The organism is Niallia sp. XMNu-256 (assembly GCF_036670015.1).
GTDB lineage: Bacteria > Bacillota > Bacilli > Bacillales > Cytobacillaceae > Bacillus_BD.
Window position 1 is genome coordinate 1,421,321 of sequence record NZ_CP137636.1, and the last position, 26,644, is coordinate 1,447,964.

Annotated in this window: 22 protein-coding genes; 18 read left to right on the forward strand and 4 right to left on the reverse strand. The window is 37.6% G+C overall.

Translation table 11 applies throughout. The features are described 5' to 3' along the window. Positions 1–93 precede the first annotated feature (93 nt). The 10 genes from R4Z10_RS07330 (at position 94) to R4Z10_RS07375 (ending at position 13,461) form a co-directional block, all read left to right on the forward strand. Complete coding sequence (locus tag R4Z10_RS07330) at positions 94–624, forward strand: DUF2179 domain-containing protein (protein ID WP_338472547.1); 531 nt, start codon at positions 94–96, stop codon at positions 622–624. A 296-nt stretch (positions 625–920) separates the two neighbouring features. Beyond that, on the forward strand, positions 921–1,898 hold the full coding sequence (locus R4Z10_RS07335; RefSeq protein WP_338472548.1) for an NADPH:quinone reductase: 978 nt from the start codon (positions 921–923) through the stop codon (positions 1,896–1,898). Positions 1,899–2,524: 626 nt separating this feature from the next. Next, on the forward strand, positions 2,525–4,747 hold the full coding sequence (gene purL, locus R4Z10_RS07340; protein ID WP_338472549.1) for a phosphoribosylformylglycinamidine synthase subunit PurL: 2,223 nt from the start codon (positions 2,525–2,527) through the stop codon (positions 4,745–4,747). A 530-nt stretch (positions 4,748–5,277) separates the two neighbouring features. Continuing rightward, positions 5,278–7,632, forward strand: coding sequence for an arylsulfatase (locus R4Z10_RS07345; protein ID WP_338472550.1), 2,355 nt, complete (start codon positions 5,278–5,280; stop codon positions 7,630–7,632). Between the two features lie 68 nt (positions 7,633–7,700). Beyond that, on the forward strand, positions 7,701–8,957 hold the full coding sequence (locus tag R4Z10_RS07350; protein WP_338472551.1) for an anaerobic sulfatase maturase: 1,257 nt from the start codon (positions 7,701–7,703) through the stop codon (positions 8,955–8,957). A 34-nt stretch (positions 8,958–8,991) separates the two neighbouring features. Further along, positions 8,992–9,240 (forward strand): hypothetical protein, encoded by a 249-nt coding sequence (locus R4Z10_RS07355; RefSeq protein ID WP_338472552.1) that lies wholly within the window; start codon positions 8,992–8,994, stop codon positions 9,238–9,240. A gap of 79 nt (positions 9,241–9,319) precedes the next feature. Beyond that, positions 9,320–9,463: a hypothetical protein gene (locus R4Z10_RS07360; RefSeq protein ID WP_338473182.1), complete on the forward strand. Its 144-nt coding sequence runs from the start codon at positions 9,320–9,322 to the stop codon at positions 9,461–9,463. A gap of 746 nt (positions 9,464–10,209) precedes the next feature. Then, complete coding sequence (locus tag R4Z10_RS07365; protein WP_338472553.1) at positions 10,210–11,064, forward strand: gamma-glutamylcyclotransferase; 855 nt, start codon at positions 10,210–10,212, stop codon at positions 11,062–11,064. A 358-nt stretch (positions 11,065–11,422) separates the two neighbouring features. Continuing rightward, entirely contained in the window at positions 11,423–12,793 is a 1,371-nt protein-coding gene (locus tag R4Z10_RS07370; RefSeq protein ID WP_338472554.1) for an MFS transporter, read from the forward strand. 95 nt (positions 12,794–12,888) lie between these two features. Continuing rightward, the gene (locus tag R4Z10_RS07375; RefSeq protein ID WP_338472555.1) at positions 12,889–13,461 is read left to right on the forward strand and encodes a nitroreductase; all 573 of its coding nucleotides are present in this window, start codon (positions 12,889–12,891) and stop codon (positions 13,459–13,461) included. 446 nt (positions 13,462–13,907) lie between these two features. On the opposite strand, the gene R4Z10_RS07380 is transcribed toward R4Z10_RS07375, so the two are convergent. Beyond that, positions 13,908–14,564, reverse strand: coding sequence for a nitroreductase family protein (locus R4Z10_RS07380; protein ID WP_338472556.1), 657 nt, complete (start codon positions 14,562–14,564; stop codon positions 13,908–13,910). Positions 14,565–14,902: 338 nt separating this feature from the next. Here R4Z10_RS07380 and R4Z10_RS07385 point away from each other — a divergent pair, with 338 nt between their 5' ends. Next, positions 14,903–15,061, forward strand: coding sequence for a hypothetical protein (locus R4Z10_RS07385; protein WP_338472557.1), 159 nt, complete (start codon positions 14,903–14,905; stop codon positions 15,059–15,061). A gap of 157 nt (positions 15,062–15,218) precedes the next feature. Here R4Z10_RS07385 and sda read toward each other — a convergent pair whose 3' ends face one another. Further along, entirely contained in the window at positions 15,219–15,362 is a 144-nt protein-coding gene (gene sda / locus R4Z10_RS07390) for a sporulation histidine kinase inhibitor Sda (RefSeq protein WP_338472558.1), read from the reverse strand. A gap of 1,658 nt (positions 15,363–17,020) precedes the next feature. Here sda and R4Z10_RS07395 point away from each other — a divergent pair. The 3 genes from R4Z10_RS07395 to R4Z10_RS07405 all read left to right on the forward strand — a co-directional run bounded on the left by R4Z10_RS07395 (position 17,021) and on the right by R4Z10_RS07405 (position 18,942). Beyond that, complete coding sequence (locus R4Z10_RS07395) at positions 17,021–17,515, forward strand: M15 family metallopeptidase (protein WP_338473183.1); 495 nt, start codon at positions 17,021–17,023, stop codon at positions 17,513–17,515. Between the two features lie 689 nt (positions 17,516–18,204). Continuing rightward, on the forward strand, positions 18,205–18,546 hold the full coding sequence (locus tag R4Z10_RS07400) for a hypothetical protein (RefSeq protein ID WP_338472559.1): 342 nt from the start codon (positions 18,205–18,207) through the stop codon (positions 18,544–18,546). 63 nt (positions 18,547–18,609) lie between these two features. Then, positions 18,610–18,942, forward strand: a complete 333-nt coding sequence (locus tag R4Z10_RS07405; RefSeq protein ID WP_338472560.1) for a hypothetical protein — start codon at positions 18,610–18,612, stop codon at positions 18,940–18,942. Between the two features lie 129 nt (positions 18,943–19,071). On the opposite strand, the gene R4Z10_RS07410 is transcribed toward R4Z10_RS07405, so the two are convergent. Continuing rightward, complete coding sequence (locus tag R4Z10_RS07410; RefSeq protein ID WP_338472561.1) at positions 19,072–19,362, reverse strand: hypothetical protein; 291 nt, start codon at positions 19,360–19,362, stop codon at positions 19,072–19,074. Positions 19,363–19,991: 629 nt separating this feature from the next. Further along, positions 19,992–20,846: an arginine deiminase family protein gene (locus tag R4Z10_RS07415; protein ID WP_338472562.1), complete on the reverse strand. Its 855-nt coding sequence runs from the start codon at positions 20,844–20,846 to the stop codon at positions 19,992–19,994. Positions 20,847–21,014: 168 nt separating this feature from the next. On the opposite strand from R4Z10_RS07415, the gene R4Z10_RS07420 reads away from it, so the two are divergent. The 4 genes from R4Z10_RS07420 to ftsZ all read left to right on the forward strand — a co-directional run bounded on the left by R4Z10_RS07420 (position 21,015) and on the right by ftsZ (position 26,184). Beyond that, positions 21,015–21,749, forward strand: coding sequence for a YqcI/YcgG family protein (locus R4Z10_RS07420; RefSeq protein WP_338472563.1), 735 nt, complete (start codon positions 21,015–21,017; stop codon positions 21,747–21,749). 656 nt (positions 21,750–22,405) lie between these two features. Beyond that, complete coding sequence (locus R4Z10_RS07425; protein WP_338472564.1) at positions 22,406–23,695, forward strand: GntP family permease; 1,290 nt, start codon at positions 22,406–22,408, stop codon at positions 23,693–23,695. 39 nt (positions 23,696–23,734) lie between these two features. Then, positions 23,735–24,511, forward strand: a complete 777-nt coding sequence (locus R4Z10_RS07430) for a 3-hydroxybutyrate dehydrogenase (RefSeq protein ID WP_338472565.1) — start codon at positions 23,735–23,737, stop codon at positions 24,509–24,511. A gap of 506 nt (positions 24,512–25,017) precedes the next feature. After that, positions 25,018–26,184 carry a cell division protein FtsZ gene (gene ftsZ / locus R4Z10_RS07435; RefSeq protein ID WP_338472566.1) on the forward strand — a complete coding sequence of 389 codons (1,167 nt, stop codon included), beginning with the start codon at positions 25,018–25,020 and terminating at the stop codon, positions 26,182–26,184. Positions 26,185–26,644: the final 460 nt, after the last annotated feature.

Sequence of the window (26,644 nt, forward strand, 5' to 3'; positions counted from 1 at the left end):
CAAAAATACTCTATATCCCGTAGTGGATACAATTATTAGTCTGTCTACATTCAACTGATCAATCAGAAATAACCTCGCAAAAAGGAGTTCATTATGTTAGTAAATATTTTAATCATTTTTACCCTTCAACTTGTGTTTGTCCCTATTATGACACTGCGAACGATTTTTTTAGTCAAGAATATGAGTTTAGCAGCCTCATTACTTGGTGTAGTCGAAACGTTAATCTCGATCTTCAGCTTATCCATTATCTTTTCCGGTGATCAGAGTCTCCTTGAAAAGGTTGTTTATGCGGTGGGATTCGGTGTAGGGCTCTTCATAGGAACTCGCATTGAAAATAAATTAGCCATTGGATACACTACATTATATGTTAATTTATTAGAGGAAAATGAAGAGTTAGTTGAAGCGTTAAGAAACAAAGGTCTAGGCGTCACGATGTATGAAGGGAAAGGTCGTGACAGCAAAAGGTATCGATTAGAGATTTTGACAAGACGAAATGTTGAAACCGAAGTCATGGCTTTCATCGAACAATACGACCCAAAAGCCTTCATCATTTCATACGAACCCCGAAGATTTAAAGGTGGCTTCCTAGTCAAAGCAATGAAAAAGAACATGAGAAACACTTAATGAAACGGCGGGACGGTTCTCGCGTTTCAAAAAAACATTAGGTTCAGTTCGGTATTAGTTTTCCAAATTTCGATTTTTAAACAGTCAATAGCATAATAAAATAATCATGAAAAGTCAGGATCGTCCTGGCTTTTCTTTTGTGCAGAGGAGGACGTAAGAGGGACAGGTTCCATTACCCACTAATCAAATTCATCTGTGTGAACCCCCTTGTGGATTAAGAGGTTTCGGGAAGTGACAGGCGCAATTCCTGTAAATACTACCTATTCAAGTTATAATAATGGCAGGAGGCTGATTACATGAAAGCAATTCAAGTGTCACAGTTTGGCGGACCTGAAAAGTTATTTTATACGGATGTTGAGGATGTAAGACCAGGTAAGGGACAGGTATGTGTTCGTTTATATGCAGCGGGTGTGAATCCGGCTGATGCCTATACCTTAACAGGAACATATTCGACGATCCCACAGTTGCCTTATACGCCAGGGGTAGACGGAGCAGGGACTGTGGAAGCGGTTGGAGAGGAAGTCTCAAATGTACGTGTCGGTGATCGCGTATTTATCGCAACCTTAGATGGAAGTTACAGCACGGGCACATTTGCTCAAAAAGTAGTATGTGACCAAACGAACGTTCATCCATTACCAGATCATGTATCTTATGAACAAGGGGCGGCATTAGGAATACCAGCATTGACTGCCTATCGTGCATTATTTCAACGGGCAAACTTGAAACCTGGTCAAACCGTTCTTATTCATGGAGCGAGTGGCGGGGTTGGATTACAGGCAGTCCAAATGGCAAAAGCCCATGGTGCGAAAGTGATTGGAACAGCAAGTAAACCAGAAGGTAAGAAAATGGTTAAGGAAGCTGGCGCAGATGTTGTCATTGATCATGTGTCAGAAGCAACAATTAATGATGTGCTAGCCGTAACAGATGGCAAGGGACCTGATGTGATTATTGAATTTTCATCCCATGTTAATTTAGAAACAGATTTAAAGCTGATTTCACGTTTTGGTAAAATTATCATTATTGGAAATCGTGGTTCAATCGAAATAAATCCCCGACTTGCCATGCAAAAGGAATGTGATATTTTAGGAATGGCCCTCTGGAACGCACGACAAGATGAACGTGAACAAATCATTCACGGTGTAATAGATATGCTCTCAAGTGGTGCACTTCGTCCGATGATTGGCACATATTTTCCTTTACAACAAGCATCACAGGCCTTTGAACAGCTAGCAGAAGGGACTGGAAATGGTAAAATTGTTTTAAGTATTGACTAATGTGGGGCAGAGGGACATGTCCCTTGATCCACACAGGAAATGATGTATAAGGAAAAATACTTTTTCTTATACCTACTATAAAATCCCCCACTTAACTCAATTGGGAAACAATCGAATTACGAAAAAAAAAAGAAATGGCAAATGGACCGCTTTATCAAATACCAAAAGGTCATCCAATACAATCTCTAGATGAGAGAACTTGTGATTAAAAATTACAACTTACATAAAAAGTTATCAATAGGGTTTATTAAAGTTATAAGAAGCGGAAGATCATACGTTGATTGAATGAGTCGCTTAAAATATAATCGACAAAATATTTTTATGATTTATAGAACTTTTTATGAAAATCATTCGGACGGGGGAAATGAATTCTTTTCTTTGACAATCCCTATAATAAAATAATGAAAACGAATTCATTCCCTTAATGAGTGAAGAAGCGCATTTTGTCGCATAGCAGTATTAGAATTTTTAGATTTCCTGTTCTTGTCAAATCCTGTCGATGGCGCTATTATTATAGAGGATAGATGAAGGTAAGTGGCGCAGAAGATGTCGAAAAAGCGAGTGTCTTCATTGAAAACATAAGCATTATTTACCAAATAAAATAAATTTTTTGGAGGGAACCATTGATGTCGCAACATAACATTAGCCCAGAACAAATTGAAAAAGAACAGTTATACAAGGAAATGGGATTATCAGATGAAGAGTATCAACTAGCGAAAGATCTATTAAAACGTCTTCCGAACTATACGGAAACAGGCATTTTCTCTGCTATGTGGTCTGAGCATTGTAGCTACAAATCATCAAAACCATTACTTAGAAGGTTCCCTACGAAAGGAAGTCATGTTTTACAAGGACCTGGTGAAGGTGCCGGGGTTGTTGATATTGGAGATAATCAAGCTGTTGTTTTTAAAATTGAAAGTCATAATAGTCCATCGTTTGTCGAGCCTTTTGAAGGTTCAGCAACAGGTGTTGGAGGAATCTTGCGTGATGTCTTTTCAATGGGAGCGAAACCAATTGCATCCCTAAATTCATTACGTTTTGGAGATCTAGATAATGACCATACAAAAATGTTATTTTCCGAAGTGGTCCGTGGGATTGCAAGTTATGGAAATGTGGTTGATGTTCCAACGGTTGGTGGCGAGATCCAATTTGATGCACAATATGAAGAAAATCCATTAGTCAACGCAATGGTTGTTGGACTTGTTGATCATAACGATGTACAAAAAGGTCTTGCTGCTGGTGTAGGGAATGTCGTCATTTATGCCGGTGGGGATACAGGTAGAGACGGAGTTGGTGGTGCATCGTTTTCTTCAGATGTGGTCGAAGCTGGAAGCGAAGAGAATACATCTGCAGTTGCAATCGGTAATCCACAAATAGGTAAAAAATTAATGAATGCGTGCCTAGAAGTCATTCATTCGGATGCATTAGTTGGGATTCAAGATATGGGTGCGGCAGGATTAACATCATCTGGAAGTGAAATGGCTGCTAAAGCAGGTACGGGAATTGAGATGAACCTTGACCTTGTTCCACAGCGTGAAGAAGGGATGAATGCCTATGAAATCATGCTGTCTGAATCACAGGAGCGGATGTTATTAGTCGTGAAAAAAGGTCAAGAGCAAGAAATTCTTGATATTTTTGCGAAACATGAAGTAGATGCGGCCGTGATCGGTGAGGTTATCGAGGAAAAAATCTTCCGTATTAAGCAGCATGGGGAGATTGTCGCAGATATTCCTGTTGATATTTTAGCGGATGAAGCACCTGTCTATCATTTGCCAACAAAAGAAGCGGCATATTACCAAGAATTCCAAGCGATGGAAAATGAAGTTCCAGCAGTCGACGATCATGGTGCGATGTTAAGACAACTTTTACAACAGCCGACAATTGCTAGTAAGGAATGGGCATACAAGCAATATGACACAGAAGCACAAGGAAACACCATTGCGGGACCTGGATCTGATGCAGCTGTCGTGAAAATTGAAGGAACAGATAAAGCAATTGCGATTACGACAGACTGTAATTCTCGTTATATTTATTTGGATCCAAAAGTGGGCGGACAAATTGCCGTGGCTGAAGCAGCACGTAACCTTGTTTGTTCGGGTGCAAAACCACTTGCAATTACTGACGGCTTGAACTACGGAAACCCAAATGATCCAGAAGTATTTTGGCAAATGGCAGAGAGCATTGATGGAATCGGTGAGGCATGTCTTGCTCTTGAAACACCAGTTATTAGTGGAAATGTTTCCATGTATAATACATCAAAAGGTGAAGCGATTCTTCCAACACCGATCATTGGGATGGTTGGACTTATCGAAAATACAAAATATGTAACACCAAGCCACTTCCAAAATAATGGGGACCTTGTTTATTTAATTGGTGAAACACTCCCTGAATTCGGTGGCAGTGAATTACAAAATGTGATTGCTGGAAAATATTCAGGAAAAGCGCCAGCGATTGATTTACAAGTAGAGGCGAAACGTCAAAGCTCACTTGCGACTGCTATTAAAGAAGGTCTTGTTGTATCTGCACATGATTTATCTGAAGGCGGACTTGCAGTTGGCTTAGCGGAAAGTCTTTTTAAAGGACAAGGTCTAGGTGCCGAAGTGAACGTAACTGGAGACGCAACCGTAGCGTTATTCAGTGAATCACAATCAAGATTCCTAGTAACAGTAAAAGCAGAAAACAAAGAACAATTTGAGAATCTATGGACAGAAGCGGTCCAAATCGGTTCAGTCACGAACGACGGAAAACTAAAAGTGTCTGTAAACGGTGAAGCAGTGATTGAAGATACGGTTGATGAACTACAAAAACTATGGAGTGAAGCAATTCCTAAGTTAGTTGCAGCGAAGTAAATTCGTTCGAGGAAAATCGAAGTAAGAATGAAAGAGAATGTGTTAAATAACCTTTTGGTAGAGCACGGAACCCTGTGAATGGGCCGTGCTCTACCTATGAATCCATAGATACTCATCAGAAGGACAAAATTATTTAAATACAATGAAAAAAGAGAGAGGCAGGGTGATTCATATCCTGCCTTTTTGATGTGTTTGAATATTTTAGAGAAGTATAGCAAGCCCAAAAAGTGATTCGGGGAATGAAGCATTTAAAATTTTAAAATTGGTTTTTTTATTACGTAGAGAACGGATTTTGTTATATATCATTTAATTTGAATTTTCAAAAATCTAATTGACTTTAATTGCATCGGAATGTAAAATTATAGTTGGCTAAGGGGATGTATATTTCTGCAGAATATTCTATAAAAAGCTATAAAAATCCTGAGACTAAAATTTTAGTTAGGAATGAAAGATAGTAAGTATGTTAACTATAATGAATAACACTTGTTAATGGGAATTTTTTGCTTTAATTACAACTAACTTTATCGAAAATGGAGGTAGATATTAAGTTGGACAAAGGATTAAAGGTATTAAGTAAATCACCCTTACAAAAGTTGACGATTTTTGCTTCAGCATTGGCTTTACTATCTGGCTGTTCAGGAACAAAATTTACAGGATCCGAGGTAAAAGCAGAGACTGTAAAGACGACAGATAAAAATCAAACGAAAGGAACCAATTCACAAAATGGGGATTCTGAAAAGCCTAATATTGTTTATATTGTTTTAGATGATTCAGGGTTTTCAGATTTGGCAAGTTATGGATCTGAAATTAAAACCCCTAACTTAGACTCTTTAGCGGAAAATGGACTTCGCTACAATAACTCCCATGTGACGCCGGTTTGTTCACCGACCCGTGCGGCGTTATTGACTGGGAGAAATCCGCATGCTGTTGGGATGGCAACTGTCGCAAACTTTGATATGGGACCTGATTACCCAAATAAACGGGGGCGTATCAATCCGGAGGCAGGTACGACTGCCGAAGTATTGAAGGAAAACGGATATAATACATATGCACTTGGAAAATGGCATTTGTCTCCGTCCCATCATGCCACACCTGCAGGACCCTATGAAAACTGGCCGCTTGGAAAAGGGTTTGACCGTTTTTACGGTTTCCTTGAAGATTCTAGTGACCAATATAAACCCGAACTCGTCCGGGATAATAGTTTTATAGAAACACCTGATGATGAAAACTATCATTTTTCAGAGGATATCGTAAATCAGGCAAATCAATATGTTACAGATCAAGCCTCGATTGACCCTGATAAACCATTTTTCTTATATATGGCTTTCGGGGCCCAACATCAGCCTGTTCAAGTTCCAGAAAGTTATAAAAAACTGTACGAAGGCGTATATGATAAAGGCTGGGATGAAATTCGCAAAGAAAGATTTGAAAGACAAAAAGAACTGGGAATTATTCCAGAAAATACGGAGTTAGCCCCATTAAATCCTGGAGTGAAGCCTTGGGATGAATTGACGGAAGAGGAGAAAGAGACGTTTATTACTTTCCAGGAAACTTATGCAGGCTTTTTGACACATACAGATGAACAAATTGGCCGATTTGTAGAAAACTTAAAAGCTGTTGGTGAATTTGAAGATACGATGATTGTTTTTCTATCTGATAATGGAGCGAGCCCAATGGGGAAAGGAACTGGTTCCATCAATCATACATTAGCTTATAACGACATTCCCGAAAAATGGGATGATATTGTCAATCATGCAGATCAAATTGGAAGCAATCAAACAAAGTCTGAATTTCCGGCAGGTTGGGCACAAGTAAGTGGGACACCATTTAAGATGTTCAAATCGACAATGTATGCAGCAGGCATTAAATCGCCATTAATTGTGCATTATCCAAAAGGGATCCAAGCGAAAGGTGAAATTCGTAATCAATTTGTACATGCAATTGACATCACACCAACGGTTTATGATGTAGCAGGTATTGAGCTGCCAAAAAAGATTAATGGAGTTAAGCAAATGTCGTTACATGGTGAAAGTTTTGCCAACACATTCAATAGCGCGTCTAAACCGACTCGAACCACCCAATTCTATGAAAACAATGGGCAAAGAGCTATTTATCACGACGGTTGGAAAGCGATTGCTAAGCATGTACCAGGCACGCCTCATGAAAAGGATCAGTGGGAACTTTATCATGTAGCGAAAGATGCATCTGAAATGAATGATCTTGCAAAAGAAAATCCGAAGAAGTTAAAAGAACTGTTAAAACTATTTGACAAAGAAGCTAAAAAGTATAATGTGTTCCCAATGTCGGACGTTATGGGTGATGGGTTTTTAGCAATACCAGAGGATTCCTTGCGTGCACGAAACTCATTTACATTCTATCCTGGAATGTCACGTTTGCCGGAAGGAGCGTCACCATTTATTATTAACCGCTCTTATACGATTACATTGCCTGTTAATCGTGAAAGTACAAAGGATGAAGGGGTACTCGTGGCTCTAGGAAGCTCTGAAAGCGGCTATACGCTTTATATTAAAGATAATAAGTTAGTTTATGAGTATAATAGAGGAAATGAGGTTTACACCATTGTGTCTGATCAAACCGTTCCTGTAGGAGAGTCTATTCTTAACTATGAATTTGACCTGACTGGAACAAATGAGAATGGAACCCATCAAGGAATCGGCAGCCTTTATATTAATGATCAAAAGGTTGGGGAAGCCGTTATTCAAGAAACACATAAATTTAAACTAAGCTTCGAAGGGTTAGATATTGGCAGAGATACGAACTATCCTGTAAGCAAGGCATATGCTGACCAAGGGGACTTTGAGTTTACTGGAAAGATTCAAAAAGTAGACTATCAAATAAAGGAAGCGCAAGTTGTGAAAAATTAACAGGGGGTTAAGCCAGTGATGCTTACACATCACTGGCTTAACCTTTATACATAGAGAGGAAGTAGAAAATGGGAGAGACTGTCGTTAAAACAAACGGGTTCCATATGTTAGCTAAACCATCAGGACCAATCTGCAATCTCGATTGTCACTATTGTTTTTATACGGAAAAAGAAGGACTTTTTTCTGGTACGCCTTCATTTCGAATGTCAGATGAAACGCTCGAGAAATTCATCAAACAATATATTGAGGCGCAAGTTTCACACGAGATTCCATTTGTATGGCAAGGTGGAGAACCGACGTTAATGGGTCTAGATTTTTATAAAAAAGTGATTGCGTTTCAGCGTAAATATGGGAAAGGAAAGAAAATCACCAATTCATTGCAGACCAATGGTACGTTATTAACCGAGGAATGGTGTCAGTTTTTGGCTCAGCATGAATTTCTTGTTGGATTAAGCTTGGACGGTCCGGAGTGGATACATGATCACTTTCGTGTCGATCGTGGGGGAAAACCAACCTTCCATAAAGTATTAAAAGCATTGCATATGTTAAAAAAATATAAGGTTTCATTTAATATTTTGGCCTGTGTCACGAAATTCTCTTCCCAATACCCTTTGGAAATATACCGCTTTTTCAAGGAACAAGGTGTTGAATACATTCAATTTATCCCGATTGTTGAACGGATGCCTGACCAGAATGCTCTTCAATTAGGACTCCGTCATGCGACACCACCTTCTATTACAGAAAAAGACGTACAGAAAAGTGTTTCCTCTTGGACGGTTGAAGCTGAAAAATATGGGGACTTTTTAATTGCGGTTTTTGATGAGTGGGTGCGAAATGATGTTGGCAGGATTCATGTGATGAATTTTGAACATGCGTTAACAGCGTGGCTTGGCCTTCCGGCAACATCTTGTATATTTGCTGAAACATGTGGACGAGCTGGGATTGTGGAGCATAATGGTGATGTCTATTCATGTGATCATTACATGTATCCTGATTATCGGCTGGGTAATATTCATCAAGACCCTTTTGCGGAAATGATGGATTCGGAACAACAACGACAATTCGGGGAAAATAAGAAAAAGTCTTTGCCGCAACATTGTCAAACATGTGAGGTGAGATTTGCTTGTAATGGAGAATGTCCCAAGCATCGTTTCCTTATGACCCCTGATGGAGAACCAGGTCTTAATTATTTATGTGAAGGGTATAAAAAATACTTTTTTCATATTCACAAATATATGAAAGTCATGGTTCAATTGATAGAAAATGGTTTACCTGTAGAAGAAATCATGGGTGTCATCAAACGCCCATTAGTAATAAAAAAATAACGGACCCTATATCCAATAAAAACGATGTTGGCAAATGGCAGAGAGCATTGATGGAATCAGTGAGGCATGTCTTGCTCTTGAAACACCAGTTATCAGTGGAAATGTTTCTATGTATAATACATCAAAAGGCGGAGCGATTCTTCCAATGCCAATCATTGGAATGGTTGGACTGGTCGAAAATACAAAATATGTGACACCAAGCCACTTCCAAATAGTGGAGACTTTGTTTACTCAATTGGTGAAATATTCCCTGAGTTTGGTGGCAGTGAACTGCAAAATGTGATTGCAGGAAAATATCGGGAAAATCTCCAGCGGTTGATTTACAAGTTGAAGCGAACCGTCAAAACCTACTTTCAGCTGCTATTAGAGAAGGTCTTGTCGTATCTGCACATGATTTATCAGAAGGTGGACTTGCTATGGGCTTAGCGAAAAGTATAATTATAGGACAAGGTTTAGGTGCCGAAGTGAACCATAACTGGAGACGCAACGGTAGCGTTATTCAGTGAATCACAATCAAGATTTTTAGTAACAGTAAAAGCTGAAAACAGAGAACAATTTGAAAATCTTTGGACAGAAGCGGTTCAAATCGGTTCAGCCACGAACGTAGGAAAATTAAAAGTATCTGTAAACGGTGAAGCAGTGATTGAAGATACGGTTGATGAACTAAAAAACTTTGGAGTGAAGCGATTCTGAAGTTAGTTGCAGCGAAGTAAATTGTTTCTGAGTAACTCAATGATATGTTTATAAACCAAAAAGGTTATGTACACATGCTTTTTAATTGTACATAACCTTTTTTGTGTGCTATTCGTAACAACAATTACTCGACTATGCTATGAAAATAGATGTTTGTTATAATGAAAAGGAATGAGGAAATAAACGGGTTCCTTTTAGAAATGCTTAATTTGGGTCTTCCTTGTGACTCGGTCTAGCTGAACACAAAAAAGACGCCTGTAAAAACAGGCGTCTTCGCGTTTGCGGCAATGGTCCGAACGACCACATTCGTTCGTTTAGCACAAAGCATAACCATTGACTTATGCAAATTAGCTCATCGCTTTTTTAATATAGCATTTTTTTGCTATTAATGCAAGTTGGTAGCCAAAATTTTGTGGCGTATCATTTAGTTTTTTGATTTCATTGCCACCATGCGAGTCCAACTTAAAAGGAAAGAGAAAATTCGGGTCGTCACTGTGACTTGTTCTGAAGAAGAGAACTTACGCCAGTTAATAATAGAAAAAATAAATGGGGTGATTGGATGGTTTATGTATTTGTGTATGGCACGTTAAGGAAAGGGGAATCCAATGCTTATTTGCTGAAAAATGCAATTTGTATCGCTGAACAGGCTTGGACAAATGGAGAGATGTATGACACGGGTAATGGATATCCTGCGATAAAACCATCCTTAACTTTACGAGTATACGGGGAGCTGTATCTCGTAACGGAAAGTGAGTTGGAACGTTTAGACCAACTTGAAGGATATACGTCAGGAAGCACTAACAATCTATATGAAAGAATTGAACAGACTGTGTATACAGATAGGGGTGAAAAAGAGGCCTTTGTATATGTAGAAGGGAATGCTAGCATATGTAAAGAAGAGATTCACAGAGGTGACTGGAAGGAGTACCGACTGCTGAATAAGCAAAAAAAACCAAATCATAAGATTCTTTACTTTGCCTATGGAAGCTGCATGGATGACAAACGTTTTAAAATGGCCGGTGTGGAGCATTATTTTCAAAATGTAATCGGTGTTGGTTTATTAACCAATTATTCGCTACGTTTTACTTATTGCTCCAAAATTGATGGAATGGGGCGTGCAGATATTGTGGAAGAAGGGGGACACGTTGAAGGAAAGGTTTATGAAATTCCTATTCATGCCTTAGAGGATTATTTGTACATCCGCGAAGGCGTCCCCTATGCTTACCGTCCCACTTTTGTAACGGTTGAACTGAACGGTAAGAAAGTTGAGGTACTCACCTTTGTCGTTGCCCAAAAGGCGGAAGAAACACCCCCACCAGATTGGTATGCGGAAGAGATCCTACGCGGTGCAAGTGGATATTTAACAGAAGATTATATTGCTAGATTAACAGAACACATCCATTTTTTAAAATAAAGGTACAAACCCCTTCGGAAGATGATGAGCCGGAGGGGTTTTTAGTGAGACGTTTTCTCGTTTTATAAGATAATAACCCGAATTTTTTGAATTAATTATTCATGAATAGTAAAATAAAGAAGATGCTTCCTCACACCGGTAACAGGTTACCTCTTAGGTAAGGGAGCCTACAAATGCAGATATCATTTAACAATGTAAACAAATTTGAAAGTTGTTGAACACGTTTTTCGGTGAAACACCTTTATCAAAATGGTGAATTAAATGGTCAACCTGACTACATGATTAGAACTTGGCTTTACCTATCGTTTTTTTAATAAAGACTTAACCTAGCTAACTAGTAGAAATGAGAGATGTCTAAATGAAAAATTGGCGTAATAGCCGGGGACTATTATTATCAGCAGTGGCGACCGGGGCGATGTTGAATCCTCTTAATTCCTCTATGATTGCACTAGCACTCTATAATATTCAGAAAGATTTTGGTCTATCTTATTTGACGGTTTCTTGGTTGATATCCTCCTTTTATTTAGCGAGTGCGGTGACACAGCCAGTAGCCGGAAAACTTGGTGATCTGATCGGAAGAAGAAAAATGTTTCTCGGTGGGCTCCTATTAGTGGCCATATCTGCAATTGGTGCACCTTTCGCGCCAGCATTTGCCGTGTTAATTATCATGCGCTTATTTCAAGCAGTCGGCAGTGGGTCTATTTATCCTTCGGGAATTGGGATCGTGCGTGATCAGATTCATGATAGACAAGGATCAGCGCTTGGTTTCATTTCTCAAGTTATGACGGCGATGGCAGCCTTAGGACCTACAATTGGAGGGCTACTGATTGCCTGGGGAGATTGGCCGGCGATCTTTTTAGTCAATATCCCTGTTCTAGTCGTATGCTTTATACTGGGGTGGTTTGTATTACCGAAAGATGAAACTAGAAAAAAAATGAAACTGCCTGAATTGATTCAAAAAATGGATTTGTTAGGCATCCTATTATTTTCGGTAGGAGTGGTCGGTCTTCTTTTGTTTTTATTATCTTTTAAAACAACTGTGAATTATGGTGCAGGGATCATTGGTGTTATTTTCCTATTTTTGTTTGTCTGGCATGAATTAAGAACCAAAATTCCATTCATTGATATTCGTTTGTTTCGATCGAACCAGAAATTATCTTTAGTGTATTTACAATATATCATCCTGAACTTTATTTACTATAGTTTATTTTTTGGATTGCCAGGTTACTTTCAAGATGGTTTGAATTTAAGTGTGAGTTACAGTGGAGTGTTGATGCTTTTTGTGACGGGAATGGGAATAATCACCGCACCGTTAATTGGTCGTTGGATTGATAAAGCAGGTGTGAATCTACCCATTTTGCTGGGGAATATGTTAATTGTGATCGGTTCCTTATTACTTTGGATTTTCTTTGATCATGTTTCCGTTATGGTCATGGTGTTAATCATCTCTCTTATTGGGGCTGGATGCAGTTTTGGAAATGTTACATTACAAGTCGCCATGCTTAGGGCAAGTCCAGCCAACATTGTTGGGGTGTCGACAGGATTGTATCAAACATGCCGGCATTTAGGCTCCGTTTTCTCAGCTGTATCACTTGGATTAATATTTGGTGATCATTTTAATCCGGAGAATTTTAAAACACTGATCAATGTATTTATTGTGTCAGGTATTGTTGTTGTATTACTAGGGGTAAGATATTCAAGACTGAACCCCGCATCGGCAAAGGCCTGATCGGTCAAGTCACAGGGACTTGTCGATTACGTTATTTTTGTATCAAAGGTTGAATACATATATTTACTAGATGAAAAACGAAAGGTGGATTTAAAATGGATATATTTGAGGCGATCTTTAATAGGAGAACAGTCGGCAAGGTGAAACCCGATCCAATTGAGAAAGAAAAAATTGAAAAATTACTTGAAGCGGCGATTTGGGCTCCAAATCATTATCATACAGAACCTTGGAAATTCTTTGTCTTAACTGGGGAGGGGAGACGCTCATTAGGTAGAGCATTAGCTGAGATTGCCAAAGAGAATATGGATGATCCAGAAACAAAGGAAAATCAAGAGAAATTAAAAAGAGAGGAGGAAAAACCATTTCGGGCACCTGTTATTATAACAGTAGCCGTAACTCCATCTGACAACCCGAAGGTTATAGAAATCGAAGAGGTAGGGGCAGTAAGTGCTGCGATTCAAAATATGCTATTGGCTGCTCACGCTCTCGGACTCGGTGCGATTTGGCGTACAGGAAAGCCTACCTACCATTCAAAAATGAAACAATTATTCGGATTAAGAGAGCAGGATGAGGTGTTAGGATTTATTTACATCGGTTATCCAGACATGCCTCAACGAGAGGGAAAAAGAATTTCATTTGAAGAAAAGACGAAGTGGATTGAAGAATGAAACGGCGGGACGGTTCTCGCGTTTCATACAAAGTTTCTATTAATTTTAAAAACTTAAATTTACATCCCGTTACTACTTGAAATAAATTTTTCAGTGGAAACGATTACGATTGGTTGGGGGATTAGAGTTAAATAAGATAAAACTTCCATCAGTGAGGGGCTACTAGCCCTAAGCTTGATAAATTTTGGCGGGATAACAGGGAGCACTCTATCGTCTCATAACATAAAAAATGTGTACTTTAATTGGTTGTTTGGTCTAGCACATAAACAAACCATAATAAAGTACACTTTTTTAAAAATAATGTTCAAGAACTGTGAAAAGTAACGTAATTAACGCGTTGGGACGGTTCTCATGTTTCAAAAAGACCATAAGAACCGATTTTTCATGCGCTCTGATTCCCATAAATCTTGTGAAAGTGAAACGCGAGATCCGTCCCCATGTTTCAATTATAGCATTTTGTTAAAGGACACTACATCATCAATAGGAAGGCGTGTAGTTGGGTGTCCCGGTTCTGTTGCTTTTCCAATAGCAATGAGCATTACTGGCACATACTGGTCGGATATTCCGAAAGTTTCAGCTAATTTTTTGGGGTCGTATCCTCCCATTGGAACGGTGTCGTACCCTTTAGAGCGGGCAATAAGCATGAGTTGCATGGAGACAAGGCCACCATCTGTATATACGATTTGACGAGCTGCTTCAGGTGAAAGGCTTGAGTACATAGCAACATTTCGCTCAATGAATGATTTAGCTGTATCCTCTTGCATAAATCCAGCTTCAACTGCCTGGCCATAAATTTGTTCAGCTTTTTCATAGCTTTTTACATCGCCAAGAACAACAATAACAGCAGAAGCCTCAACGACCTGTTTTTGATTATAGGCAATAGGTAGAAGTTTTTGTTTTAATTCAGGCTTATCAATTACAAGGAAACGCCATGGCTGTAGGTTCGAGGACGAAGGGGCTAATGTTGCTAACTCAAGTATTTCAGTCATTTCCTCGTTTGAGATTTGCACGGTTGAGTCATACTTGCGAACAGACCGACGTTCCTTAATTACATCCAAGAACATTTTTGATTGAAGCTTATCTATGGTTTGTGAGTTTGTCATAATAATTCCTCCTGATCATATTCTAGTTGATTGATTAATATGATAATGATCTCATCTAAAAAAATGCCCTATTCAATAGAATAGCATAATTTGGAGGAAATAGGTTAACAGAAGCTAGGGAAGGGTTCCTCAACCACAGTTTCCAATTCTTCATTCGCTCTGATTCCCATAAATCTTGTGAAAGTGAAACGCGAGATCCGTCCCCATGTTTCAAACGCGAAGGCTGTCGTCTTTTCGATTATTAACAATTGTTACATAAACTTAACAAGAATTTTCTTACTTTTACGTTTATAATAGAAGGGTAAATATTTTTCTAACTAGAAGGGGGGAGATTAGTAGTGTTTGAAGAGAATAAGCCATCAGCACCTCACTTAGATGAAAAATTAAAAAATAATCATCAAAAGGACAAAAATGAAATCCACCTAGATATAAAGGAAACGATAGCTAAAAATAAAGAAATAATCGAGAAAAATCGGGAAATCTTAAAGAAAGAATAAAACTTTTAATCCTTTTATTAATGTGATTATTTTGGGATGGTTAGAAACAGAATAAGCCTTGTTATTTCAATTACTTCAACGATAGGATGAATATGAAGAAAATAAGCTGTCATTACGACAGCTATTTGTCGTTTCACTAACAAAGTAATTTGCATTCTTATTGTTCATTTAAAGGGAGACCTCTTTTGCTTATTTCTTTTTCTATTAACCTTATAAAATCTTCTGTTACTTCTCCTTTTTTATTAAGTTGTTTAGCTTCTCGGTATACACGAAATAGGGATCTATCTGTTAATTGTTCCATTTTATCATTTCCTCCTAGACGGTTAAGTGAGTTAATTAACCGGTATATACCCTTAATAGGATTGAGGTAAACCTATTTTCAGACAGTTTTGTTTTGGTAAAATAATATAATGGTAGATTTGTTGGTAAATGAAGTTCCTTCTATATACTTAAACAACAAGGTTAGTATGGAATTTATATTGAACTACTCATTTTAAATGCTGAAATCCAAACTACTCCAATAATGTAATGAGAGTTTATAAGGTGGTTAAAAATAATATTGGAGGCGAGAAAATGAAGCGAAAGTTGAATTGGTTGTTTCAATCTTTAATATTGTTGGGGGAGTTTCATATACATTGGGATTTTTTAATATTGGAGAAATTTTTTTTGATAGATATTATAATTGGTTGTGAAAAGAAACAAGACAAAGAGGACGCTTTATTGCCTTAAAAGGGGCTTTAACGGAATAGGAACACTCCTAAGCGGGGCACGTTTGTGTATGAAGAAAGGAGAGAGTTTTCTTGGAAAAAGTGAAAACCCATCCATTAACCATGTTAGCCTTAATATTAAGTTCTATCTCGATGGCACTATATGCATATCGAAGCTATACTAATCAGGAAATAGGCTATGGTATAGTATTTACAGTCTTATTTATTCTTCTAATGGGCATGGTCATTCATAGTATGATAAGGAATAAAAAAATAAATCGTGAAAATACAAAATGAATTTAATCTTGTTGTTTTAACGGGGGGCGAAGCTTCAATTAGGAAGGATCGCTATTTTTTATTGTAGGAGCTGGCAGGTTGGTTCCATAGTTATCATAGAGAAATTTGTATTTATAATAAAATTAAACTAGCAATCGTTTTTATTTAGGGAGGGGGATTATGTTGAGCGGTTTCAATCTGGGAGATGCACTGTTTCAACTATTTTCATTTGCATTTATTATTCTAATTATCTTGTTCGTCGTGTAATTGTTTCGTGATAACAAGAAGCGAAACAATCAACTTGATAGAATTGAACAGAAAATAGATGAAATAAACCAACGAATAAAAAACGGTGATGAGTAAGATTTTTTAAATTTAATGGAAGAGGATCTTTATTTCATCAGGGAGAAAAGCCTTTTTTATTCTAGTAACGGAGAAGTTCAGTTCATGTTAAAATTACTAAATGGATGACTCAACAAACGAGGCTAGTTTAATAGATAGGACATTTCATATTATATTAGTCATGCAAATGATGTAATTTCCTTTAAAACTTATCGTTGTTAATAAGGGCATGTGATTAAAGGTGCAGAAGTAGGGTAAATAAAGAAAAAGTATGGATAGCAATAAAGTAGAAAGTGCACCGATACATTATGGATTGAACCCTAGAAATCAATTTACACCTTCAAATCTAACTATTCCAAAATTCAACGTTTACATTATGGGACAAGGGTTAGAACTTTTCCCCGTTGGCCCCAATTATTAAGGATTTTAATGAGCTTTTGACTAGTATGTTTAGGACTGGGTGCCTCACCCGTATGTTCTATTCCGTCAAAGAGACCATAAATTATGTGAAAATGAAACGCGAGAACCGTCCCCATGTTTCGTTAAGAAGGAGTGGCTAACAACTATGAAGAAAGTGCTGAGATTATTGCTGTTATTCCTTTTTGCATTTGTGGCCTATGAATCTTTCTTATCTATGAAGGATTATCCTGGTTCTTCGGAGCAGGTTGATTATGAATTAAATGCAGAGACTCTGCCAACTGAATTGCATCCTATTGTAGCTGAGAACGTGGAGGTTTTAAAACAAAAAACTGCAGCAAAAGGGATTACGATTGTGATTACAGATGAATACCGCTCGTTTGAAGAGCAAGACAAGCTTTATGATAAAGGCAGAAGAACTCCTGGAAGAGTCGTTACTCATTCGGAGGGGGGCGAATCTTATCACAACTTTGGCCTTGCAGTCGATTTTGCTCTTCAGCTTGAGAATGGGGATGTCATCTGGGATATCGAATATGATGGGAACGGAAATGGCCAATCAGACTGGTTTGAGGTTGCAGAAATTGCGAAGGATCTGGGCTTTGAATGGGGAGGAGACTGGCACAGGTTTAAAGATTATCCTCATCTCCAGATGGACTTTGGGTTAACCATAAACGATTTGCAAGAAGGAAAACGTCCAAAACACTCAAGCTAAAGGCAAAAGCATGAACAAAACGTTCAGTTTTTAAGAATCTAAAATAGCTATATTATGGCGATGTAGCACCTGTATTTCAAAATTAAAGGATAACGTATTTGTCTTTGCTGCAAAAATATAGAACTAGAATCATAGAACCTGAGAAAACAATAATATAGTTTTATAAGCATATAACAAAAGTAGAACGCGAGAACAATGAAGACGTTCCTTTTGAATCAAACAATGTAATAAAGTATGTAATTAACAGAAGAAATAGCATGGCTATTAACATGATAGCCATGCTATTTCTAAAAAACTTCCACCTCATTAACTTTCTTAAAAAATAAACGTTACCTTAATAACCCCTTAAATTTGGCTGGTTTTTTCACATAACCTTCGATAATAAATCCACATTCCATACAAATAATGTGTTCAACTTTCAGACCCAATGCTCACTTTATTATCTGGATAAATAACTCCTGTGCCACTATGTTTGCCTCTTCCTAACTCTTTTTCGCACATTTTGGACATTCATTTATATTTTCTCTAGATCGTTTCATATAAAAGCCTCCTTTAAATATAATTTAAACATTCTTAATACTATTCCTGCCCCAATAGTTTTTTCCTACTGATGAAGTGTTACTTTTCATGTTATATTAATGAGAGGATTCTCAAAATTTTGATTAATGTTGGAGCAAAAGAGGGATAACGTGACGAATAGTAGAAGTGATAATTCAAAATGGATCAAGTTTATTGGCATAGGCATCGTACTTCTAGTGGTGATCGGATTAATCACTTGGCAGTCGGTTGACAGACACAAAGAAGTTCAACAAATCGAGTTGAAACTGGGAACTGATATTAAAGTGGTAGATAGACAATCACATGGGGCATGGTGGGCAGCCACGAGAACGTATCTAGTGAAACCTTTAGAAGATGGCAAGGAAAGCAATATGGAATACCTTTTATACTTGAACAATGAGAACAAAATTGAACATTGGGCGAAAGTTAGAAATGGAAAGACAATCAATCAAAATATCACAGAAAAAGAGTAGAGGATGTTAAACAGTTAATAGTTTCATAACTTAACAGAGCTAGATGGTTTAATAAATTCTACTATGACAGAAGGTGTTTATTTGAAAAATAATGAACGAAGTGTGCCAAGAAATCACAGTCTACTTAGTTATATTTCTCTTCTCATAGGTGTGATTTGTTTTTTTATTGTTTTTGTAACACCTACAAGAATAGCCAACGTTGGGAATTTAATTGGGGATTATATAACATTCGCGCTTACCGTTACGGGTATTATATTATCAATTATTGGACTTGTGAAAAAAACGGAGAATAATATAATTCCTGTGATATCTTTGATTCTTTCCTCGTCCTTCTTTATTTTTTGGATTATTGTGGTTTTCTTATTATTTACTGGTCAAATGGACTTTGCTCCATAGTTGTGCAATCGGGCGCAAATCTTGCATAAACAAGCGCCCATTCTTCATTATAACAACGATGAACCTTTTCGGAAAAGACCCTTATGCTGCCTTTTCGGTGGACGGGCAAAAACAACACCATATGCTTTTCTATTCCATAACGCTTAGGTCTCTTTCATCGATAAAGATAACCTCTTTCTTTTCCTTATCGAAATAATAAACCTTCATGTATTGATATACACCATCCTGATCGCTTGCAAGCACACCAAAATATCCATCGCCTAATTCAACCATATTCGAATTAATTAGATTTGAATTCCAGTAGTTTGGATCGTGATCGACTGTAACTGTTTTGCTTCCAGCCCCAAATAAAATAATAATGGCAATGACAATTAGTGTAATCCGGATTCTTCTTAGCTCTTGATTCGTCCCGTCCAACATGAACACCTCCTCCTTTTCTATTAAACTCTTTTTCGAAAATAAAAGATAGTAAATATATTTGCACACTTAGCGGATCATGAAGTAAAAATCTTAGAAATCTTAAAAAATTGAATAAAGTGAGGTGAATGGTTCTATAAAAATTATCAAAGTTGTTGCACAGAATAAAAGAAGGCAGAAGGATATCGTTCCTTCTTGAAATTGTTTTGTTATAGATCGTTGTAACCTTAATCATACGAATTAAAGAATAAAAAATTGCGTGGATCACATGTTTATTTCTATATTCGGCTCGCCCTGCGGTTCCAACTAATGAGGAAAGGCATTGAGGAATTAATCATATATTCGGTACAAGAGTCTCATATTCGTTGGAGAATGAGGGTTTTATCAATTGAGCAAACAAAGAAAAGTACTATACATGAAGCAAAATTAAATGTATATAAACAAATAAAAAAGACCCCTATTGTTTTTTGAACAAGAGAAGTCATAAATTGATTAAATCTTAATTAAAAATCATCTTCTTCATCATCAACAATGCAGCTCTCCATGTGAAACCATAATTGTTGCTAAAGTTCCCACATTCTGTAAGTTCCGCTAACGGAGCCACCTGCGATCCATACGAATTTACTATTTTCTTAATGTCGCACAAGTGGCATTGAACAACATCGGAATGACCCACCTGATTTAATAATTTCCGAAAAATCTACCTCCAACACTTGATATCCACGCTGTCTAAGTTGAAGATTAACGTTATGATTTATTGGCAAACTAAACACTTGATTATGACCAATAGACAACACATTTGTACCCATTGAGAACTGCTCCCTTTCGCTCACTTCGATTAAATGATACATGTTCGATAAAACTTTCGCGACTTTTGGATCGAACGCATTCGGATAAATCAACGCATCTTTTGGGGAAAGAATATTGAACACACAATCTAGATGCAAATATTTTGGATTAAAAGGAATAGGGAGAATCGCGAAATCTGGTAAATCTCTTTGCAAAGCTTGAACGGCATTTATACTTGTACGATGGCTAATTCCAATGAATACACGATTGCCATCCACAATTACATCGCCACCTTCAATCGGATGTGTTGAAAGCTTCTTATACGGAATGTCATATTCATTTAACCAATGAGATAATACTTTCTCTTCCCCTTGACGAATCGGATTCGCCATTTCAGAAATAAATAAGTGATTGCCCAAAGTAAAACCGATATCTCTAGTGAAGACTTGCTCAGGGTGGTCTTTACTTGGTTTTAGTTTAATCACTTCCACACCCGCATTCCGTAAAGATTGTTCAAATATTTGATGCTGCGCAATGGCAAGTGAACGGTCAATATTATTTTTTATATACTTTTTTTGCACATCATTAATCACTTCTTTAATTTCCATGTATTGAGGTTTACATAAAACGACTTTTTTAAGTGTTCCATATTCACTTTGACAATGTATTTGAGATCGATCTAGAACTGTTTTTACCATAAGTATCCTCCGGTTTCTTCATTAATTATTGTTCTATACCCTTAATGTTTCATTTCAAAACCTATTTGTGAAAATTATTTTCATCTATCATCGTTGTTTAAGGAATTAGAGGATGGGGTAGAGATTAGTAATAAAGAAATATGTGAGTAAGTTAGTGGAGGAGATCGTATGATTACGAAGGAAAAAGCTTTATTAACAAAAGAAGATTTTCATACTAGAACAGACTTGCCGAGTTGGCTCTATAAAGAATACGAAACTTTTCATAACACGGTAACGGATAAGACGTTTCCATGTTTTTTTGGTATGAGTGCCGAACTGAAAGGAGAGCTTCGTTATGCATATATCAATCAAGGCGACTGGAGTAATCTACCGTCTGCATTAAAAGGCTTTCTAGATTTATTTAAATTACCAAACTATAAGAGACACGGTCTCTTTGTATTTGTAGAGCCTTTTGAGCAAGAGGGTTCTCTCGAAGATTACCGAAAGCAATTTTGGGATATCCTTCAATACTTACATAATGTAGATGAGGTTGAATGGCCGGAAGACAGTCCTCGCGACCCCGAGCACTATTTATGGGATTTTCGGTTCAATGGAGAGCCAATCTTCGTATTTGGAAATGCTCCTGCCTATAAGAGACGAAAGACACGTAATCTAGGAAATGCGATGGTACTAGGATTCCAGCCTCGTAAGATATTTGAGGGATTAGAAGGAACTGAACAAGGTGGAATCATGTCACGTGAAAAAGTTCGTAAACGTGTAGAAGCTTGGGATCAGCTGCCTAAGCATCCAGATATTGGCCACTACGGCGACCCGACGCATAATGAATGGAAGCAATTTTTTATTGGGGATGATATTGAGCCCAATCAAGGCAAATGTCCATTCCACCATAAATCACAAGCATAAACTCAAGTCTCCATTTTCATAGGGATATTATTTGTGAAAAAATGAATTAAAAAGAATGAGGTTACGCTGCAGAATTTCATTCAAAGAGGCAAACGGATAAACTTCATCGACTGTTGGTTAAACACAAACTTCACGGAGTATAGAGGCCAGATCTTTATTAATTAGAAGTAGTAAGAATCAAGGAATAGTCTTGGAAGAGGGGGAAACTAATAGTTTGTCTTTTTATAAAAATTGGAGAATTTCGCTTAAAACAAACGAGTAGCGTTTGGGATTAAAGCTATGTTTTTAGCTAATCTATTAAAAGGACGCCTTTATTCAAACGGGAATGACAAACCCTATAAAATTTTATATAGGATGATAGTATTAATCATAGAAAAGCGTGTTTTGATCATTTTCAAAACACGCTTTTTTTATTGCACTTTTATAAAGTGAAACGCGAGAACCGTCCCCTGTTTCCTTATAAAATACCTTCAACTAAAAATGTTTTATTTAAAAATGACGGGGTAATAACAGTGTGAGAGTGTAGGAGAGGATTTCTCCTAATCTTGGCCTCAAGTCTTTGTACATATAGTGAAGGATGTTGTCCAAAGTAGAAATTATATCCTGATTGCTGCTGATGCAAATGAATAACCACATAAGAAAGGGTGTGATTCTGTGTGATTAGTATTCTTATTGGCTTAGTGATGTTGATGGCATTAGCCTATCTTGGCTGGTCCATTATTTGGGTGGCACCTTTAGCCGCTGGAGTTGTTGCATTACTTAGCGGGTTAGATGTGTTTGATACTTATACAGGACCTTATATGGAAGGGTTGGTCGAGTTCGTTAAGAGCTGGTTCCCGATCTTCTTATTGGGTGCAGTATTTGGAAAATTAATGGAAAAGACAGGGGCTGCAAAATCTGTCGCTAAAAAAGTAACACAATTAATTGGGAAAAAACGAGCCGTTCTAGGTGTTTTAATCGCTGCTGCAGTACTTACTTATGGTGGCGTAAGTTTGTTCGTAGTTGTATTTGCAATCTATCCGATTGCGCTTGAATTATTCCGTGAAGAAAATATTTCAAGGAAATTGCTTGTACCGACATTTGCACTTGGCGCCTTTACATTCACGATGACTTCTGTTCCAGGTACACCGCAAATTCAAAACTTGATTCCGATGGAACATTTTGACACAACTCCAATGGCAGCTCCGATCATCGGGATTGTTACGACCTTAATCATGGCAGTTGGTGGTTATTTCTGGTTAGCATACCGAACAAAAAAACTTTCTGCGAGAGGTGACGTTTTTACAGAACCTACAGAAGATGAAGCAACTACCGAGGATACAACAGATGAAAAGGTTCCGCATTGGGTTCTGTCTCTACTTCCCCTTCTCGTTGTGGTCGTCTTGCTTAACGTTGTAAAGATGGAAGCGCTATGGTCACTTTTAATTGGGGTTCTGAGCATTATGGTGTTGAATGCAAAGGATTATAAAAAATTTATTCCTTCGATCAATGCCGGGTCAAAAGGTTCAGTAATGGCCATTCTCAATACGAGTGCTGCCGTCGGTTTCGGTGCCGTTATCGCCATTGTCCCAGCTTTTGAAGATATAACATCTTGGCTGCTTAATGTATCCGATAACCCGTTAGTTGCTGAAGGTCTTGCCGTTCAAATCATGGCCATCATTACTGGCTCTGCTTCAGGAGGTATGGGCATTGCCTTAGGTACACTTGGTGATACGTTCGTTAAACTTTCGCAAACCACTGGGATTAGTCCTGAAGTATTCCATAGAATAGCAGCAGTTGCTTCGGGTGCATCCATTTTTCCTAATAACGGGGCCTTATTAACACTCGTTTCTGTAACTGGATTAAGTCTTAGGGAAACTTATAAAGATGTGTTTATTGTTGCATTCATCATTCCAACCATCGCATTACTTGTAGGAATTATGATGGGAGCAATCGGTTTAGTATAAAACCAATAAACTAAAAATTAAAAATTGGAGGAATTTAAAATGGTTGAAAATAAAGTTGTGATCATTACAGGTTCTGCTCGTGGGATTGGATTTGAAATTGGTAAACATTTTGCTCAAGAAGGGGCGAAGGTGGTTCTTTCCGATATAAACGAAGAAGGTGTACAAGCATCTGCTGAAGAACTTAAAAAACTTGGATTAGAAGCAATAGGTATTAAAGCTGACGTGACAAGCGAAACCGATCTACAAAACTTAGTAAAAGAAACGAAAGATACTTACGGTTCGGTAGATATTCTTATTAACAACGCAGGTCTACAACACGTATCACCTATTGAAGATTTTCCAACAGAGAAATTTGAATTAATGCAAAAAATCATGTTGACAGCCCCTTTCATTCTTACAAAAATAGTCTTTCCTATTATGAAAGAACAAGGGTGGGGACGGATTATCAACGTCGCTTCAATTAATGGATTGATTGGGTTTGCAGGCAAAGCAGCTTACAACAGTGCAAAACATGGTGTGATTGGCTTAACAAAAGTTGCCGCTTTAGAAGGTGCTCGCCATGGGATTACAGTCAACGCAATTGCACCAGGATATGTGGATACTCCCCTTGTACGAGGACAAATTTCTGACTTAGCAGAAACACGCAACATTCCTGAGGAAAGGGCGCTTGAAGACGTAATTCTTGCTCAAGTCCCGCAAAAGAAATTATTAGACGTGAGCGAAATCGCAGACTACGTATTATTTTTAGCAAGTGATAAAGCGAAAAGCGTTACAGGACAAGCAGTCGTGATTGATGGCGGTTATACTGCACAATAGTTTAGTAGAGAAACTATAACTTAGGTAATCCCATGCCTATAAAGACGCTTAAATTCAAACGGGAATGACAAAACTATAAAATTTTATATAGGATGATAGGATTAATCATAGAAAAGCGTGTTTTGATTATTTTTTCAAAACACGCTTTTTATTGTTTTTTTATAAAGGTTTATATGTTAATCTATCAAACGTACTTACACATATTATTTTCATGCCGCAAAGGATCGGAGGAAATTTATTTTTTTTGGTAATGTTGATTCAATGATAAAGTCTTACTGTGGCATGATTTCTGATCTATCTGGTGATTGGAAAATAGACTAAAAATAGTAAGAGCCTTGATTATTTTTTTATCATAATAAACCGAGTTTATTACAGATTCTTTAAAAAAAGATTACATTATATTAGTAGTAACTTCTAAACGACTTTATTATTTCTGAACATGATATAATATAGCAATCCAGGTATGCATTACTAACAAGAGTATCAACGGAATTGGGGGATTTTTCATGCTGGAATTTGAAACAGGTATAGATTCATCTGCAATAATAAAAGTTATTGGTGTTGGCGGTGGGGGAAATAACACGGTCAATCGTATGGTAGAGCATGGAGTGCAAGGGATTGAATTTATCGTTGTCAATACGGATGCACAAGCTTTAAATCTGTCAAAAGCGGAAGTGAAAATACAAATTGGAGAAAAATCAGCACGAGGTTTAGGGGCAGGAGCGAATCCTGAAGTAGGGAAAAATGCTGCTGAGGAAAGTAAAGATCAAATTAAGGCTGCCTTGCATGGTGCCGATATGGTTTTTGTTACTGCTGGAATGGGCGGTGGAACAGGAACAGGTGCTGCACCCGTTATCGCACAAATTGCAAGAGATTTAGGGGCTTTAACGGTAGGGGTTGTAACAAGACCCTTTTCTTTTGAAGGGAGAAAAAGAGCAACACAGGCAACCGGTGGAATAACAGCCATGAAGAAATCGGTTGATACATTAATTGTCGTTCCAAATGATCGACTGCTCGAAATTGTTGATAAAAGTACTCCAATGCTTGAAGCATTTAGAGAAGCGGATAATGTGCTCCGTCAAGGGATACAAGGGATTTCTGACTTAATCGCTGTTCCTGGTTTAATTAACCTTGATTTTGCTGATGTGAAGACCATTATGGCCAATAAAGGTTCCGCACTGATGGGGATTGGAATGGCTTCAGGAGAAAATCGTGCAGCAGAAGCCGCCAAAAAGGCAGTATCCTCACCATTATTAGAGACTCCAATTAATGGGGCGCAAGGTGTATTGCTTAATATTACTGGTGGTTCAAATTTAAGTTTGTTCGAGGTTCAGGAGGCTGCTGATATTGTCGCAAGCGCTTCGGATTCAGATTTGAATATGATTTTTGGATCCGTTATTAACGAAAATTTAAAAGATGAAATTTTTGTTACGGTTATTGCCACTGGCTTTAATGAAGAAATCGCACAAACAAAAACAACCAGCCCTTCATATGAAGCACAACAGCAGAGAACAGTAGCAGAAGTGCCTAATAGAGAGCCTAGGAGAGAATTCATAAGAGAAGAAGTACCACTAGAACAACCTCCACTAGAACAACCTAGAACGTATAATACACAACAAGAAGAGGATATTTTAGATATACCAGCTTTCTTAAGAAACCGAAATAGAAGATAATTCTGAAACATGGGGACGGTTCTGGCGTTTCATTTTATGTATACACATTATGCAGGCTGAGATGTCCGTTCAGAAACAATGGTGTCCTGCGTATTTCTAGGGAAATCAGAGTTGAACATGGTCAAAGAAATTGAACATTTTTTTACTATGACAAAAGATCTTTACGTCTTTTAATGCTTGGAAATAATCTGTATTGTACGATTGCTTGTCACACAAAAAAGGTGCACTCAAAGAGTGCACCTTTTCAATTCTCTTAAGAAACTGTTTGAACACCGATTAAGACCAAGTCACAGGGACTTGTCGAATCGGCTCAAGTGTGGAAGCTGCTGCTAGAGTCAATCATCTGCCTTCATATAACCTACTAAACAGCTTTTAATATAATTTAACTATTCAGCATATTAAAAATAAAAACCGTTTGGTACAATGAAATGGAGCTGTATTGAAAAAAATATGGTACCAA

What these genes read in the sequence shown, in the direction of transcription:
- R4Z10_RS07350 (WP_338472551.1), top strand. Translation starts at nt 7,701, where the DNA reads ATGGGAGAGACTGTCGTTAAAACAAACGGGTTCCATATGTTAGCTAAA.
- R4Z10_RS07335 (WP_338472548.1), top strand. Translation starts at nt 921, where the DNA reads ATGAAAGCAATTCAAGTGTCACAGTTTGGCGGACCTGAAAAGTTATTT.
- R4Z10_RS07430 (WP_338472565.1), top strand. Translation starts at nt 23,735, where the DNA reads ATGGTTGAAAATAAAGTTGTGATCATTACAGGTTCTGCTCGTGGGATT.
- sda (WP_338472558.1), bottom strand. Translation starts at nt 15,362, where the DNA reads ATGGAACAATTAACAGATAGATCCCTATTTCGTGTATACCGAGAAGCT.
- R4Z10_RS07395 (WP_338473183.1), top strand. Translation starts at nt 17,021, where the DNA reads ATGAAGGATTATCCTGGTTCTTCGGAGCAGGTTGATTATGAATTAAAT.
- R4Z10_RS07415 (WP_338472562.1), bottom strand. Translation starts at nt 20,846, where the DNA reads ATGGTAAAAACAGTTCTAGATCGATCTCAAATACATTGTCAAAGTGAA.
- R4Z10_RS07330 (WP_338472547.1), top strand. Translation starts at nt 94, where the DNA reads ATGTTAGTAAATATTTTAATCATTTTTACCCTTCAACTTGTGTTTGTC.
- R4Z10_RS07410 (WP_338472561.1), bottom strand. Translation starts at nt 19,362, where the DNA reads ATGTTGGACGGGACGAATCAAGAGCTAAGAAGAATCCGGATTACACTA.
- purL (WP_338472549.1), top strand. Translation starts at nt 2,525, where the DNA reads ATGTCGCAACATAACATTAGCCCAGAACAAATTGAAAAAGAACAGTTA.
- R4Z10_RS07375 (WP_338472555.1), top strand. Translation starts at nt 12,889, where the DNA reads ATGGATATATTTGAGGCGATCTTTAATAGGAGAACAGTCGGCAAGGTG.
- R4Z10_RS07380 (WP_338472556.1), bottom strand. Translation starts at nt 14,564, where the DNA reads ATGACAAACTCACAAACCATAGATAAGCTTCAATCAAAAATGTTCTTG.
- R4Z10_RS07405 (WP_338472560.1), top strand. Translation starts at nt 18,610, where the DNA reads ATGACAGAAGGTGTTTATTTGAAAAATAATGAACGAAGTGTGCCAAGA.
- R4Z10_RS07355 (WP_338472552.1), top strand. Translation starts at nt 8,992, where the DNA reads ATGGCAGAGAGCATTGATGGAATCAGTGAGGCATGTCTTGCTCTTGAA.
- R4Z10_RS07365 (WP_338472553.1), top strand. Translation starts at nt 10,210, where the DNA reads ATGGTTTATGTATTTGTGTATGGCACGTTAAGGAAAGGGGAATCCAAT.
- R4Z10_RS07345 (WP_338472550.1), top strand. Translation starts at nt 5,278, where the DNA reads ATGGAGGTAGATATTAAGTTGGACAAAGGATTAAAGGTATTAAGTAAA.
- ftsZ (WP_338472566.1), top strand. Translation starts at nt 25,018, where the DNA reads ATGCTGGAATTTGAAACAGGTATAGATTCATCTGCAATAATAAAAGTT.
- R4Z10_RS07370 (WP_338472554.1), top strand. Translation starts at nt 11,423, where the DNA reads ATGAAAAATTGGCGTAATAGCCGGGGACTATTATTATCAGCAGTGGCG.
- R4Z10_RS07420 (WP_338472563.1), top strand. Translation starts at nt 21,015, where the DNA reads ATGATTACGAAGGAAAAAGCTTTATTAACAAAAGAAGATTTTCATACT.